At 58.5% G+C, this 13,807-nt stretch carries 14 protein-coding genes; 3 read left to right on the top strand and 11 right to left on the bottom strand.

From position 1 onward, the window contains the following. Positions 1–44: 44 nt before the first annotated feature. From idi to ABLN94_RS09880, 9 genes are all read right to left on the bottom strand, one after another. Entirely contained in the window at positions 45–587 is a 543-nt protein-coding gene (gene idi, locus ABLN94_RS09920) for an isopentenyl-diphosphate Delta-isomerase (protein ID WP_352991984.1), read from the bottom strand. 210 nt (positions 588–797) lie between these two features. Further along, positions 798–1,211: a c-type cytochrome gene (locus tag ABLN94_RS09915; protein ID WP_170488201.1), complete on the bottom strand. Its 414-nt coding sequence runs from the start codon at positions 1,209–1,211 to the stop codon at positions 798–800. A 118-nt stretch (positions 1,212–1,329) separates the two neighbouring features. After that, positions 1,330–2,340 carry a P1 family peptidase gene (locus tag ABLN94_RS09910; RefSeq protein WP_352991982.1) on the bottom strand — a complete coding sequence of 337 codons (1,011 nt, stop codon included), beginning with the start codon at positions 2,338–2,340 and terminating at the stop codon, positions 1,330–1,332. A gap of 81 nt (positions 2,341–2,421) precedes the next feature. Then, on the bottom strand, positions 2,422–3,168 hold the full coding sequence (locus tag ABLN94_RS09905) for an SDR family oxidoreductase (protein WP_352991980.1): 747 nt from the start codon (positions 3,166–3,168) through the stop codon (positions 2,422–2,424). 54 nt (positions 3,169–3,222) lie between these two features. Then, on the bottom strand, positions 3,223–3,642 hold the full coding sequence (gene arfB, locus ABLN94_RS09900) for an alternative ribosome rescue aminoacyl-tRNA hydrolase ArfB (RefSeq protein ID WP_352991979.1): 420 nt from the start codon (positions 3,640–3,642) through the stop codon (positions 3,223–3,225). Between the two features lie 263 nt (positions 3,643–3,905). After that, on the bottom strand, positions 3,906–4,550 hold the full coding sequence (locus tag ABLN94_RS09895) for a queuosine precursor transporter (protein ID WP_352991977.1): 645 nt from the start codon (positions 4,548–4,550) through the stop codon (positions 3,906–3,908). Positions 4,551–4,641: 91 nt separating this feature from the next. Continuing rightward, positions 4,642–5,526, bottom strand: a complete 885-nt coding sequence (locus ABLN94_RS09890; protein WP_352991975.1) for an esterase-like activity of phytase family protein — start codon at positions 5,524–5,526, stop codon at positions 4,642–4,644. After that, positions 5,499–6,362, bottom strand: coding sequence for a penicillin-insensitive murein endopeptidase (gene mepA, locus ABLN94_RS09885; protein WP_352991973.1), 864 nt, complete (start codon positions 6,360–6,362; stop codon positions 5,499–5,501). The genes ABLN94_RS09890 and mepA overlap by 28 nt, the downstream gene beginning before the upstream one ends. Then, positions 6,359–7,726 (bottom strand): MFS transporter, encoded by a 1,368-nt coding sequence (locus tag ABLN94_RS09880; protein ID WP_352991971.1) that lies wholly within the window; start codon positions 7,724–7,726, stop codon positions 6,359–6,361. The genes mepA and ABLN94_RS09880 overlap by 4 nt, the downstream gene beginning before the upstream one ends. 130 nt (positions 7,727–7,856) lie before the next feature. On the opposite strand from ABLN94_RS09880, the gene ABLN94_RS09875 reads away from it, so the two are divergent. The 3 genes from ABLN94_RS09875 to yaaA all read left to right on the top strand — a co-directional run bounded on the left by ABLN94_RS09875 (position 7,857) and on the right by yaaA (position 11,066). Next, positions 7,857–8,144: a YggT family protein gene (locus tag ABLN94_RS09875; protein ID WP_170329719.1), complete on the top strand. Its 288-nt coding sequence runs from the start codon at positions 7,857–7,859 to the stop codon at positions 8,142–8,144. Positions 8,145–8,222: 78 nt separating this feature from the next. Further along, positions 8,223–10,262, top strand: a complete 2,040-nt coding sequence (recQ, locus tag ABLN94_RS09870) for a DNA helicase RecQ (RefSeq protein ID WP_352991969.1) — start codon at positions 8,223–8,225, stop codon at positions 10,260–10,262. Positions 10,263–10,295: 33 nt separating this feature from the next. Continuing rightward, positions 10,296–11,066, top strand: a complete 771-nt coding sequence (gene yaaA / locus ABLN94_RS09865; protein WP_352991967.1) for a peroxide stress protein YaaA — start codon at positions 10,296–10,298, stop codon at positions 11,064–11,066. Here the strand turns inward: yaaA and ABLN94_RS09860 are convergent. Both ABLN94_RS09860 and ABLN94_RS09855 read right to left on the bottom strand, forming a co-directional pair. Next, positions 11,057–11,515: a VOC family protein gene (locus ABLN94_RS09860; protein ID WP_352991965.1), complete on the bottom strand. Its 459-nt coding sequence runs from the start codon at positions 11,513–11,515 to the stop codon at positions 11,057–11,059. The two genes, yaaA and ABLN94_RS09860, sit on opposite strands and share 10 nt — an antisense overlap. A 9-nt stretch (positions 11,516–11,524) precedes the next feature. Next, entirely contained in the window at positions 11,525–13,732 is a 2,208-nt protein-coding gene (locus tag ABLN94_RS09855; protein WP_352991963.1) for a response regulator, read from the bottom strand. Positions 13,733–13,807: the final 75 nt, after the last annotated feature.

Here is a 13,807-nt window from a genome sequence, read left to right as displayed (position 1 = left end):
GCGTTGATTTAGGCGGCTTGGGCAGACCTTGCAAGCGGTAGAACTCAGGTCGCCGCCGAGATTATCAAATCAGGGCCGAAAATCGTGTCCGCGTGGTTGTGCAAATATATCTTCAGCCAGGGAGTGAACCGCTGTGGATGGCGTTTCACCTCCGCCAGAAGATCATGGTAATCGATCCAGCGGATATCCATGACTTCGTCCGGATTAGGCTCGATTTTGAGCGGACCGCGGACATGCGCGAGGAAGATATCAACCACCTCATGCTCGATCATGTTGTTGCCGACATCGGCGTGATACTCCAGCCGGTGACGGTATTCGGGATAAAGCCCAGTGATCCCCAGTTCTTCGCGCAAACGACGCACGGCGCATTCTGAAGGCGTCTCACCCCAATCGGGATGGGTGCAGCAGGTATTCGCCCACAGGCCCGGCGTATGGTATTTGCCCAAGGCCCGCCTTTGCATCAAAATCTCGGTGCCGCGCACAACAAAGACCGACACAGCCTTGTGCCGCAGGCCCTTTTCATGCGCCTCAAGCTTGTCCACGGGGGTTAATTCGCCATCAACCCAGGCTGGGATCAGAATTCCCATGTCTTGTCTCCTGCTGCCGATCTGCGTGATAGGCCGGTTTTTCGAAATTGGCTGCGGCCGGATCGGCTTGGCTCTGCGAAACCATGCGCGCAACGCATGATGAACCGCGCAAACCCAAGGTGGCGCTGATTGATCCAGTTATCAATCGCACGAAAGGCCGCAGGGGCTGCGGCCTTTTGTAACTGCAAAACTAATCTGCTTCGGACGTTGTTATTCGCCCGACACGCTTACGATATAGGCGTAAACGTCTTCGGCACCTTTTTTCAGTTTAAAGGTCATCTTTGACTTGGCGGCGGTGTCATCCAGGTAGGATTTCAGAAACGCCTTGGGGTCCTGAGCATATTCAACGAAGGTTGTTTCGTCCCAAACCAGACCATTTTCGCCGGCAGCAACGATGCTGTCGCCGTATTTGAACCCTTCAACAGTACCCGCGGTACGACCTGCGATTCCGTAGAGGTTCGGACCAGTCTTGCCGCCTTTGACAATCACTTCGCCAGCAGGATCAGCGATCAGGTGGCAGGACTTGCACTTGTTAAAGGCCTTTTTACCGGCTTCAGCGTCACCTTCAGCATAAACTGGAAGGGCCAGCAGGCCGACGATGGCGGTAGCGAGGATGCGATTCATAGCTTTTGCTCCGATACGAATTGGCTGCGCCGAATGGACCGTCGGCGCAAAAAAGAGTCAACGCGCAGATTGCCGCGCGCGGGCACTGTGCCACTGCGGCATATAGGTCGTCCTTAACTTAAGTCATGTGCGCGGACCAACAGGGCAGAAGATCGCCTGCAGCCGGAGAGGCCAAATAAATCGCCCGCGCAATAGCCCTTGCCAGACAGATCGAAGCCGCGTGACCAATGAGCCCCAGTTCCGCTTCGGCGTTGACAGCGCGTTCGCCCGTGCTGACGCCAAAGACCAGATCTCCGTCTCCAGGCGTGTGAGCAGGCAGAATCGCCCGCGCGATACCGTCATGTGCAGCCACGGCCAATCGCTGACATTGCGGTTTGGACAGGTCCGCATCGGTGGCCACGATGGCGATGGTGGTATTGCCCTTGTCCGGTTCGGCAGGTCGCATCGCCTGCGCCTTAAGGCTGGGCGCGGGTTGGCCGAGGCTAATGCTCGGATCAGGCCCTAATCCGCCGAATTCTGCGTTAAATTCAAAAGGCGCGGCCCAAAAATGGCGGTCGCCCGGAGTGGTGACGCTTCCCAACGGGTTAGCTGCCACCAGCGCGCCGACAGTTATGCCGTTTTCCAACACCAGCGAAGCTGAGCCCAGCCCACCCTTGTGCCGCGCTGCCAAGGCTCCGGTCCCCGCACCGGCCGTACCGAGTTCAAAATCTTCGGCGGCTTTTTCATACGCGGTGCGCCCCAGGGCTCGATAAGGGTTTTCGGACCACGCCTTGTCACCGCCATTCAGCAGGTCAAACAGGATCGCTCCGGGCACGATGGGCACAATTGCGTTCCCGACGGCATACCCCTTCCCCCGCGCGCGCAATGCGTCCGACACACCGGAGCAGGCATCCAACCCAAAGGCCGAGCCACCGGACAGAGCGATCGCGTCCACACGCGAGACAGATTTGTCCGGAGCCAAAAGATCGGTTTCCCGCGTTCCTGGTGCACCGCCCATCACGTGGACTGACGTGGTGAACGCCTGTTCCGCGGTCAGCACGGTTGTGCCGGACTTCAATATGTCATCCTGCGCGTTTCCGACCCGCAGGCCGGGGACATCGGTTATCAGGTTTCTGGGTCCGGGGGTCATTGCGATCTTTGGTGTTGTGGCCGGGAAGCGCACACTTGCGCTGCTTCCGGCGAAGAAATTCTCAGCCGTTTGAAGAGTGGATCAGATGCAACGGCCACCGTCGACCTCCAATGCTGTGCCGGTGATCATGCTGGCCTCGTCCGAACACAGGAACAGGGCCGCGTTGGCCATGTCATCGGGGGTTGAGAAACGACCCAACGGAATGGTTGAGAGAAACTTGGCGCGCATCTCGGGCGTGTCTTCCCCCATGAAAGATTTCAGCAGGGGCGTTTCCCCAGCCACCGGGCAGATCGCGTTTACCCGTACGCCCGACGGGGCCAGTTCGACAGCCATGGTTTTGGTTGCCGTGATCATCCAGCCCTTGGAGGCGTTGTACCAGTTCAGGTTCGGCCGGGGTGAGAGCCCAGCGGTGGAGGCAACATTCAGGATTGCGCCTGCTCCACGCGCTTTCATGGCGGGGACAAACGCCTTTGCCGTCAGGTAGACGGATTTCATGTTCACATTGAAGACCCGGTCGAAATCCTCTTCGGTTACCTCATCCAGTGGTGTGGGCAGGTGCGTCACACCCGCATTGTTGACCAGAATGTCCAGATGGCCGAACCGCTCAAACGCGACATTCGCCATCGCTTGCACCGAAGAGGCGTCTGCAACATCAACCAATTGAGCCAGCGTGTTGGGACCGAGTTGCTTGGCCTGCACTTCCGCCGCCTCACCGTTGATATCGGCAATCATGACACGCGCCCCTTCGGACAGGAACTTCTGCGCAATCCCGGCGCCGAAACCGGAGGCGCTGCCGGTCACGATGGCGGTTTTCCCCTCTAACCTCATGATCTTACTCTCCCCTATAAGACCAAAGTAGCAAGGCCCCGCGAAGTTTCCAGATCAATCTTCCGAGATCTTGCCGCGCAGCGCCTTCACGTCCGAGCGAGCCTTTTTCGCCGCCAGCCGCCGTTTAACCGAACCATAGGTAGGTTTGGTGGCAATGCGCCGTTTGGGTTTGACCAGCGCTCGGGTGATCAGTTCGGCCAGACGGGTGCGCGCTATCTCTCGGTTGCGGGCCTGCGATCGTGTCTCATCGCACTGGATGATGATCGCGCCATCCTTGGTCCAACGCCGCCCGGCGAGCCGTTTCAGCCGCGCCTTGACCGGATCGGGCAAAGAAGGCGAGCGCGCAGCCTCGAACCGCAGTTCAACGGCGGTTGAGACCTTGTTGACGTTCTGCCCGCCGGGGCCGGACGAACGGATAAAGCTCTCGGTCATTTCCCAGTCTTGCAGGGTGATATCGTCATTGATGCGCAACATGAGCCGGACCTTACTAAGCACGCGCAGAAACAAAAAGGGCCGCCCCGGTGGGACGGCCCTTCGAAAGTTCAGGAGGTCGGGTCGGTTAGATCAATCGACCAGCCGGAGCGCTCGCTCCGCCAAGGGCTGCCTTAACAGGCGATCCCCCCGGTTGTTCCGACACCTCTCTCCAATCTCTTTCTCGACACTGGATCACCTCCTTTTCTATCTGTTGCGGTTAACAAGGATGGTGACACAAGTTGTGCTATTCTCAAAGCGTTTTTTTACGCGGGCTGCGCAGTCAGGCGCGCAACGATCACCTTGAACGGGATCAGCGCGATCAAAGCCAGTGACAGTTTCACCAGCCAGTCCGCAAATGCCAGCGTGACCCACAGCGGGGCCATCGGGCCTGAAAGCATGAACGGAACAGGCTCCCATGCCCAGTTGATCGCAGCATCAGCATTGGCACCAAAAACGGTGATCGAAGCCGAAAACGCGATAGTGAAGAACAGCGCGGTGTCCAGAGCCGAGCCAACCAGAGTCGAAACCAGAGGTGCGCGCCACCAGCGGCCACCGCGCATCGCATTGAACACGGTGACGTCCGTCAATTGCGCGATCAGGAAAGCAGTACCCGACGCGACCGCGATCCGTAGTGGTACGGCGGCATAGGTGAAGCCATCGCCCTGCAGCATGATCTGGCTGCCGATCAAAGAGCAGATGATGCCGGTGATAAATCCGGCAAACACAACCTTGCGGGCCGTTGCCACGCCATAGACGCGGTTCATGATGTCTGTGACCAGGAAGGCCAGCGGATAGGTAAAAGCACCCCAGGTCAGCAGCCCGTCAAGGATCAGGAACTGAACCAGAATGTTTGAGGCCACAACAATGGCGGCCATGGCAAGAATGCCGGGAATATAAGCGCGTTGCATTTTCAGATGCCCGTTTTGACAAGGTAGCGGCGACTTGGCCCCGGGCTCATCCCAAGGCAAGCCGTGCGTTTAGACCTTCGATAGCCTTGTGTCAATCGGGCAATAGATATTCCACCAGCTCGGTGCGTTGCAGGATCATAAAGTTATCATCCGAGACCATCGTGGCCCGTAGCCTGCCCTGATCGTCGCGCCAGACGGACAGTCCTTCGAGATTGTCATGGGTTCCGGTGCCTGATTCAAAGAGGGTTTCCTCGGCCTCTGCCCCGTCTTCTGTGATCTGCCACCTACGGAGCCGTGTACGAAAACCAATCAGGGACAGGCTGCGTTCCAACACATAAAATCGACCATCAGGTCCGAAATCGGCAGACACCGGAAGAAAATTACCCCGCTGCGGTAGTACGAATGGTGTCGACCAAGCCTGTCCGTCCCAGCGATAGACGGGAATCTTGCCCAGTTTGGTCCGGCTTTTCTCGGGCAGGGTATACAACCAGCCCTTGTCGTCGATTGCCAGCGCTTCCAATGACCCGTTGTCGCTTAGATTTTCAAAAGCCTCCGGGCGCGGCAAAACAACTGCTTTGGCATCAGAGGCCGCGTACCATGCGACACGATGCAAAGCTTCGAATGAGATATAGTAACTACCATCCGGTGCCACCGCGATACCTTCGGAATCCCCCGCTTTGCCCGACATAGGCCGACCTTTGCTGGACAGAACAGGCCAGTCGCCGGTGAACCGAACCCCGGTGATTTCGTCCCCATCCCGTTCGATCACCGCACGAGCCAGAACCGCACTGTCGCTCAGCACAACTATTTGACGGCCATTATCCGAAACCTGCAGGGCCGAAAACCCGCCAAACCAGTCAGCACTGTGCCGCCACGTATAGCTACTCAGGTGCGTGGCCGTTTTGACCTCGACCGCCCAGGCCGACGCGGCCAGTAGCAAGGCCGAGCTTAGTTGGATTGCAAAACTGAGGCGCATTGCTGAGGCAAATCAGCCAGAACATACTCCCGGCGTTTCTTGGGTGGTGGTGCGTTTGGATCAGGTGGAGGCGGGTTGAGGATATTGTTTACCCATTCCTGCGCTTGTGCGCAGCCATCACCCTTGGGGGGCGGATCTTGGTCGACGCAGCCGCGCGAGCCTCTGGGGCATTTTAAACGCACGTGGAAATGGTAGTGATGCCCCCACCAGGGGCGGACTTTGCGCAGATAGGCGCGGTTCCCTTTCTCATCCTTGCACATCTGAACTTTGGCACCCGGAAAGACGAAAATCCGCGCCACGCGTTTGTCTTTGGCCGCCTCGCGCAACACGGCGTGATGCTGCTTGGTCCAGTTGCTGTTCACGAAGGCTCCGTTAGAGCGGCGCAGGGAAATAGACGAGATATTCTCGCGCGCCTTTCGCGACAGCCGCATGTTGTCTCCGGGCAGCATCCAGATGTCGATGTCCAATCCCATTTGATGTGATCGGTGGCCCGAGGTCATCGGTCCGCCCCGTGGCTGGCTGATATCCCCGATATAGAGACCATTCCACCCCGGCTGCTTGGCCGCAAACTTGCTGAGGTCCTGCACATAGTCGATTGCTTGCGGGTGCCCCCAGTTGCGGTTGCGTGACAGGCGCATCGCCTGCCATGTCGGCCCCGTCTCGGGCAGTTGCACAGACCCGGCGGCGCATCCGCGCGAATAACTGCCGAAAGCGGCCGGTTTCTGCTGTGAACTTTGCTTTTGCGCCCCGAACAATTGCTTGGCCAGGGGAGCGGCCCCCGCCGATCCTGCCCATGTGATCGTGGCCAATATTGCTAAAAAACGTAGTAAAATCATCTGCTCTGATCCCCTTCCGGTTTAACCCAGCGTATTAGGAACAGACCCAGAATAAACAACAGAATGATCGGTGACACCCCCAGACGCGCACTGCCGGTCACGGTTGTAGCAATTCCGATCAGCATCGGCGCGGCAAAGGCAGTCGCGCGCCCAGACAGACCATAAAGACCAAAGCTCTCGACCGGGGTCTTGGGGTCCGTATGGCGCACCATCAGCGAACGGCTGGCCGATTGCAGGATGCCCCCCATGCCGCCGATCAGGACACCGCAGCCAAAGAACACGAGATCCGGAAGACCCGACCCTTCGGGCAGCGAGATACCATAGACTTGCGTCCGGTCCATCGACACCACGGTGACACAGACGAAGATCAGCACCCAGATCGTCACTAGAATGACCGGTTTAGGGCCGTATTTCTTGTCCAGCTTGCCGCCGATCCACGCAAAAATGGCCGAGGCCAGAACGCTGACGATTCCGAACACGCCAATCTTGATCAGGTCCCATTCCAACACCAGCCGCGCATAGACGCCGCCAAAGCTGTACAGCCCGTTCAGCGCATCGCGATAGAACATGGATGAACCCAGATAGCAGGCCAGACTGCCGCGATGTCGCAGGTCCGAGACTAACTTACCCAGCAGACGCAGCGCCTCGCCCAGACTGCCCGTTTTGTTACTGTCGGGATCATCCCGCACCCACAGGAAATACGGCACCATGAACAGAATGAACCACCCGGCGGTAAAGGGGCCGACGAAGCGCGTGCCCTCTTGCTGGGCAGCATCCAACCCGAATATCGGGTCTATTCCGATCAGCGTTTTGCCATTGGGCTGTTCGACAAACAGCGCCAACATGATCGCCAATGAGATCAACCCGCCGAAATAGCCAAAGGCAAAGCCCGAGCCCGAGATCTCACCGACCTCATTGTCGTCCCCCAGATCCGGCAACTGCGAGTTGATGAAGATCAGCGCATATTCCGCGCCTACGAAGCCCAGCCCAAAGGCCGATAACATCATCCACATGTTCGAGCCGTCCGGCAACGTGTACCACAACGCGGCGGACCCCACCGCGTACATCACCGAAAAGGCAAAAATCCACGGAATGCGGCGGCCGGATACATCCGCCATTGCACCCAAGAGTGGCGCCCCAAACGCAATGATCAGCCCAGTGATCGTCAGGCAATTGGCCCAGATCGTTTGCGCCCGTGCCGCTGCGGCCTCGGCGTCCAGCCCGGTGCCCGAGAAATATCCAGCCGCGACCCCGGCGAAATAGGGACCAAAGACAAAAGTGACCAGAAGGGTGTGATAAGGCTGACTGGCCCAGTCGAAAAACCACCAGCCCCAAATGCGCCTGCGCTTGGAAATCTCTGCCATAACCGCCCCTGTTTATTGTTGCTTTTATAAGACGGGGCTTTGACCTGTTTCGCAAGCGTTGTGTTGGCGCGGGCTTGCTCTTTGTCGCGGGGGCGCTTACCTCTCGTCTCACGTATTTACCGGAGGCCCCATGCTGTCGCTGATCCAAATTCTGCTGCTGATCCTGGACATTGTCTGGTTCATCATTCTGGCCCATGTGATCATGAGTTGGCTGATCAACTTTCAGGTGCTCAACCTGCATCAACAGCTGGTCGCGCAGATCTGGTACGGTTTGAACCGGATTTTAGAGCCTATCTATGGCCCGATCCGGCGCTTTTTGCCTGCGATGGGCGGGCTGGACCTGACGCCTCTGGTGGTACTGGTCGGCGTCTATGCGCTGCGGATCATCCTGATCAACAATATGGTCTATTTCGTCTGACCTCTTGTTCACCGAATCTTAGTATGTGATTGTCCTGTCTTAAGAGCAGATAAACCTTAAAACAGGGCAACCCCGCACATGTTCGACGCCGCGCCTTTGCTGCGAGATGTCTTTGGATTCGACGACTTCCGCCCCGGGCAGGAAGAGATCGTCGATGCCGTGACCGCAGGTGAAAACGTGCTGGCGATCATGCCTACGGGCGGTGGTAAATCCCTGTGTTATCAGCTACCTGCCCTGTTACGCAATGGGGTGACGGTGGTAATTTCCCCGCTGATCGCCCTGATGCGAGATCAGGTGCGCGGATTGCAGGAGGCGGGCGTTGAGGCCGGTGCGCTGACCTCAGGCAACACCCAAGAAGAAACCGACGCGGTGTGGGAGGCGCTGGAGGCCGGGCGGCTCAAACTACTTTACATGGCACCCGAACGCCTGGCCGCCGGATCGGCGCTAGGAATGCTGCGGCGGATCAATGTTAGCCTGATCGCCGTGGACGAAGCCCACTGCGTCAGCCAGTGGGGCCACGATTTCCGCCCCGACTATCTGCGGATCGGAGAGTTGCGGCGCGCTTTAGACGTCCCTCTCGCCGCCTTCACCGCCACGGCGGACGCGGAAACGCAGGACGAGATCGTTCAGAAGCTGTTCGATGGCACCCCGCCGCGCAAATTCCTGCGCGGGTTTGACCGGCCCAACATCCATCTGGCCTTTGCCGCCAAGGACGGGCCGCGCAAACAGGTCCTCGATTTCGCCGCCGTCCGAAAGGGGCAATCCGGCATCGTCTATTGCGGCACCCGTAACAAGACCGAAGTCCTGGCCCAGGCTCTGCGCGCCGAGGGCCATACCGCCTGCCACTATCACGGCGGGATGGACGCCGAAGACCGCCGCATTGTTGAGACCCGCTTTGCCCGCGAGGACGGGCTGATCGTGGTCGCCACCGTCGCCTTTGGCATGGGCATCGACAAACCGGATATCCGCTGGGTTGCCCATGCGGACCTGCCGAAATCCATTGAGGCCTATTATCAGGAAATCGGCCGCGCCGGGCGCGATGGCGGACCGGCTGAGACCTTGACTCTGTTCGGCCCCGACGACATTCGACTGCGCCGCTCGCAGATCGACGAGGGGCTAGCCCCGCCCGAACGGCGTATGGCTGACCACGCCCGGCTAAATTCCCTGTTGGGTCTGGCCGAAGCGTTGGTCTGCCGCCGTCAAACTTTGCTGGGGTACTTTGGCGAACAAGCAGAACCTTGCGGCAAATGCGATCTGTGCGATGCCCCGCCCGAAGTCTTCGACGGTACCACACCCGTCCGCATGGCCCTGTCCGCGATCCTGAGGACCGAGGAATGGTTCGGTGCGGGCCATCTGATCGACATCCTGCTGGGCAATGAAACCGACAAGATCCGCGCGCGGCGGCATGACAATCTATCCACGTGGAGCATCGGAAAGGACTGGTCGCGGTCGCAATGGCAGGCAATTTTCCGGCAGATGATGGGCCACGATCTAGTTCGACCGGACCCGGAACGCCACGGCGCGCTGCGGATGACCGAAGCCGCCAAACCGATCCTGAAGGGCGAGGCGCAAATCAACCTGCGCAAGGACACGATCCGTAAGGCCACCCGCCGCCCCGCCGTCAAAATGATGGTGTCCGAAGAAGACGCACCGCTGCTCAGCGCGCTCAAGGCCAAACGCCGGGCGCTGGCGGAATCCGCACGTGTCCCCGCCTATGTCATCTTCCCCGACCGAACCCTGATCGAAATGGCCGAGAAACGCCCCATGACGCTGGACGACATGGCCCGGATCAGCGGCATCGGCGCCAAGAAGCTGGAACGCTACGGTGACACTTTCCTCGAGGTGCTGGCCGGAGCCGCCGAAGAGGTCCACCCCGCTCGGCGCAAACTGGCAGGGCGTAATCAGGGCGAAATCTATGACCAATTGTTGGAAATTCAGACGCAACTTTCGCGGGGACCAGACGGGATCGACAAGCCACTGACCTGCTCCGCCTCGCAACTGGCCAAGGTCGCTCAGCTTCGCAGCGACGACCCGCGCGCGATGGAGAAACTACTGGGTGATCGCCGTCACGAAAGGTTTGGTGCCGCCTTTCTGGACGTGTTGCGTCAGGCGGGCTAGATACCCAACGACAGGTAAGAAACGAGGGCGGATATGCTGGTAGTCATTTCCCCGGCCAAGCGGCTGGACTGGGCAGAACGGGATATTGAGGTCACGCAACCCGATTTTCAGGATGACGCGATCCGCCTGTCGAAAACCGCCCGCAATCTGACTCTGGGCGATCTGAAAAAGCTGATGGACCTCAGCGATGATCTGGCCCGCCTAAACCGCGACCGTTATCGTGCTTTTTCCGATGCACCTGAGGCCGATCTGATCCGCCCCGCCGCACTGGCTTTTGCAGGCGACACTTATCAAGGTCTTGAAGCATCCTCGCTGGATGCCGAGGAAATGTCTTGGGCGCAGGATCATCTGCGTATTTTGTCCGGTCTCTATGGCGTGCTGCGCCCCTTGGACGCCATTCAGGCCTACCGGCTGGAGATGGGCAGCAAGCTGAAAACCCGCCGCGGTAAGAACCTGTACGAATACTGGCGCGATCAACTGAGCAAGGCACTGAACGCGCAGGGCGAAGAAATCGGATCAAATATTCTGGTGAACTGCGCCAGTCAGGAATATTTCGGCGCCGTCGACCCCAAGGCGCTGAAACTGAAGGTCATCACGCCGGTTTTCATGGAAGATAAAGCGGGCACACCCAAAATCGTCAGCTTCTTTGCCAAGAAAGCGCGTGGCGCCATGGCGCGTTACGTCATTCAGCACCGCTTGACTGACCCTAAAAGTTTGCTGGATTTTGATACCGGTGGCTATGAATATCGCCCCGACCTGTCAGAAGAGGACAAACCTGTCTTCGTGCGCCCCTATCAGGCCTGATCCAGCATCGACGGGTTATAAGCAACCAGTTCGACGGTGTTTCCCTCGGGGTCTTCGGTAAAAATGCCGCGCCATCCGATCCAGCCGAACTGCTCGACCCGGTAGGGTTGGCCGATCTTGTCGTACCAGTGCATCACGGCCTCTTGCTCATCAAATGGCAACGAGAGCGCGATGTGATGCAGCGATGATTTAGCCCCTGTCACTGGCGTGTTGTCCCCGGTCGGATGCAGGCCGGGGCGCGGATCGGCGGTGTAATGGAACAGGGCCAACACCTGCGTGTGCCCGCCAAACCCCTCGGCAATGCGAAAAAAGGTGATGGCGCTATTATGATCACCCGTCAGACGCACTAACCCGATCACGTCTTCATAAAACTCGACCATCGCGCGCATATCGGCACAGCGAATGGCTATCTCGCCCAGAGCACGAGGCTGAAATCCACGTTCTGACATGGTTACAACCTAGTCAGCCTCTGCATTTTCGGCAATGACTGGCAAGACCCCCACCGGCTGGTGATCGACGATTATCTGATGGATTTTCTGCTTCTGCAGCGGTTTGGTCAGATAGTGATCCAGCCCAGCCGACAGGATACCCTGATCATCCCCGGTCATGGCATGCGCGGTCAGAGCGACAATCGGTACGTGGCGCTCCGTTTCAATCTCGCGCCGCCGGATTTCCGCCGTGGCCTGTTTCCCATCCATCTTGGGCATCGAGATATCCATGAAAATCAGGTCCGGATCAAAGGTCTGGTACTGCTCCACCGCTTCAATCCCATTGCCTGCAAACTGCAGGTCAATGTTCAGGTCCTTGACCATCTTTTGCAGTATCAGTTGATTGGTTCGATTATCTTCGGCCGCCAAAACACGCATTTTCCGGTGACCACCACTCTGCTGCGTCACAGGTGTTTTCTCCGCGATTGACGCGGCCTCCGGCGTGGCGGGCGAACGCCCCAGCATGGTCAGGCGTGAATAGAGTTCGGCCCGGGGAATGGGTTTGTGTAGCACTCCTTCAATCAGGTGCCGGGCCGGGTTGGCATGGATTACGCCCGGATTGGCCGACATCACGACAACCGGCAATTCCCCCCAGCCCCGGTCTTTCAGTGTCGTAGCCAACTCTAGCCCGTCCATATCCGGCAGGTCGTGGTCGCATAGCAGCAGATCCACACTGTCATCGATGGCCGAAAGCGCCTCTCCACCCGATGTGCACACCGTTACTCTGGCTCCCAACCGCCCCAGCTGTTTCGACAGGATTGCGCGGTTTGCCGCCAAATCCTCGACCACGATCACGTGGCTCAGACGTCCCGCCAGATCGGGTGGCCCGGGCTGCGGGCCTTCAGCCGTTGGCAACGAGACCCGGAATCCGAAACATGACCCTTGCCCTGGCTCGCTTTCAACCCAGACCGACCCGCCCATCAGCGTGACCAGCCGTTTTGTGATGGCCAACCCCAGCCCGGTACCTTCGAATTCGCGGTTTTTCTCGCCCTCGACCTGATTGAATTCGCCGAAGATGTGCCCAATCTTTTCTGCTTCTATACCAATGCCGGTATCCTCAATCGCAACATGGATATCACACGTCTCTGAATTTGAATTCGGCACCCCCGTCACACGGATGAGAACATGCCCTTCGGACGTAAACTTGACTGCGTTGCCCACCAAATTGGTCAGCACCTGACGAACCCGTCCCGGATCACCCACAAACAGGGTCGGCAAGAAGAGGTCGTAATCCACAAGCAAGGATAGCCCCTTGTCGCGCACGCTAGGCTGCATCAGCATCGCGACCTCAAGAATGCAGCGTTCAAAATCGAATTGTTCCGGGTGCAGGATCAACTTGTCGGCCTCGATCTTCGAATAGTCCAGCACGTCGTTGATGATCACCAGCAGCGCCTCGCCGGAGTTACGGATGGTGTTGAGATACAGCCTCTGCTCATCATCCAGCGGAGTTTCGGACATCAACTCTGTCATCCCGACAATGCCATTCATCGGGGTTCTGATCTCGTGACTCATATTGGCCAGAAAGGCCGATTTCGCGCGGTTCGCAGCCTCGGCTCGTTCACGGGCGGCTTTCAGTTCGGTCTCATGCCGAACCGAAGCCGTGATGTTCAAGCCCAGACTGACCACGTCACCGCCATTGCCGCGCTGGTCGATCATTTTGAAATACTCACCATTCCACAGCTTGATCACCACCGAATCCGGTTGGGGCTGCGCCCAGCGCACCAGCATTCGTGCCTGCCAATCCACCGGAGTTTCGGCGCCAATGTCGATCAAGCCCTCATCAGTCAGGATCTCGAGGATACGCGCATAGGTGATGCCGGGCGCGACCTCATCCAATCCGTCAAACACGCTGAGATAGGCTGCATTGGCGCCGATCAGGCGGCTTTGGTCATCAAAAAACGCGAACCCATCCTGGATAGTCTGCATCGAATGCCACAGGCGACGCTCGGCCACTTCGATCTTGGCGTTGGCCCGAGTCAGGTCGGATTTTACCTTTTCATTCTCATCGCGGACCGTCTCGACCTCGGCCTGGGTCTCGCCGATGCGTTTGGTCAGCGCCATCGCGTGCAAGCCAAGTTTTCGATTGGCCGCCGACAACTCGGCTTGCTTCATCTCCAACAGGCGCTCGGCCGCCAGTCTTGCGCGCCGCTCCTGTGCCAGTTTGTTTGCAAGACTCATCTTTGGTGACCCCGGAACAATCCACGAACAGCATCCACTCAGAGCGTGAACAAGTGTTTAAGCCGTTGTCGGACT

It is taken from the genome of Ruegeria sp. SCP11 (assembly GCF_040329455.1).
Lineage (GTDB): Bacteria > Pseudomonadota > Alphaproteobacteria > Rhodobacterales > Rhodobacteraceae > Ruegeria > Ruegeria atlantica_E.
The sequence above is the reverse complement of the archived record's forward strand: the minus strand, read 5'-3'. Positions and strand labels throughout refer to the sequence as shown.

What these genes read in the sequence shown, in the direction of transcription:
- yaaA (WP_352991967.1), top strand. Translation starts at nt 10,296, where the DNA reads ATGCTGGTAGTCATTTCCCCGGCCAAGCGGCTGGACTGGGCAGAACGG.
- ABLN94_RS09880 (WP_352991971.1), bottom strand. Translation starts at nt 7,726, where the DNA reads ATGGCAGAGATTTCCAAGCGCAGGCGCATTTGGGGCTGGTGGTTTTTC.
- ABLN94_RS09890 (WP_352991975.1), bottom strand. Translation starts at nt 5,526, where the DNA reads ATGCGCCTCAGTTTTGCAATCCAACTAAGCTCGGCCTTGCTACTGGCC.
- ABLN94_RS09915 (WP_170488201.1), bottom strand. Translation starts at nt 1,211, where the DNA reads ATGAATCGCATCCTCGCTACCGCCATCGTCGGCCTGCTGGCCCTTCCA.
- idi (WP_352991984.1), bottom strand. Translation starts at nt 587, where the DNA reads ATGGGAATTCTGATCCCAGCCTGGGTTGATGGCGAATTAACCCCCGTG.
- mepA (WP_352991973.1), bottom strand. Translation starts at nt 6,362, where the DNA reads ATGATTTTACTACGTTTTTTAGCAATATTGGCCACGATCACATGGGCA.
- ABLN94_RS09910 (WP_352991982.1), bottom strand. Translation starts at nt 2,340, where the DNA reads ATGACCCCCGGACCCAGAAACCTGATAACCGATGTCCCCGGCCTGCGG.
- ABLN94_RS09895 (WP_352991977.1), bottom strand. Translation starts at nt 4,550, where the DNA reads ATGCAACGCGCTTATATTCCCGGCATTCTTGCCATGGCCGCCATTGTT.
- ABLN94_RS09905 (WP_352991980.1), bottom strand. Translation starts at nt 3,168, where the DNA reads ATGAGGTTAGAGGGGAAAACCGCCATCGTGACCGGCAGCGCCTCCGGT.
- recQ (WP_352991969.1), top strand. Translation starts at nt 8,223, where the DNA reads ATGTTCGACGCCGCGCCTTTGCTGCGAGATGTCTTTGGATTCGACGAC.
- ABLN94_RS09855 (WP_352991963.1), bottom strand. Translation starts at nt 13,732, where the DNA reads ATGAGTCTTGCAAACAAACTGGCACAGGAGCGGCGCGCAAGACTGGCG.
- arfB (WP_352991979.1), bottom strand. Translation starts at nt 3,642, where the DNA reads ATGTTGCGCATCAATGACGATATCACCCTGCAAGACTGGGAAATGACC.
- ABLN94_RS09860 (WP_352991965.1), bottom strand. Translation starts at nt 11,515, where the DNA reads ATGTCAGAACGTGGATTTCAGCCTCGTGCTCTGGGCGAGATAGCCATT.
- ABLN94_RS09875 (WP_170329719.1), top strand. Translation starts at nt 7,857, where the DNA reads ATGCTGTCGCTGATCCAAATTCTGCTGCTGATCCTGGACATTGTCTGG.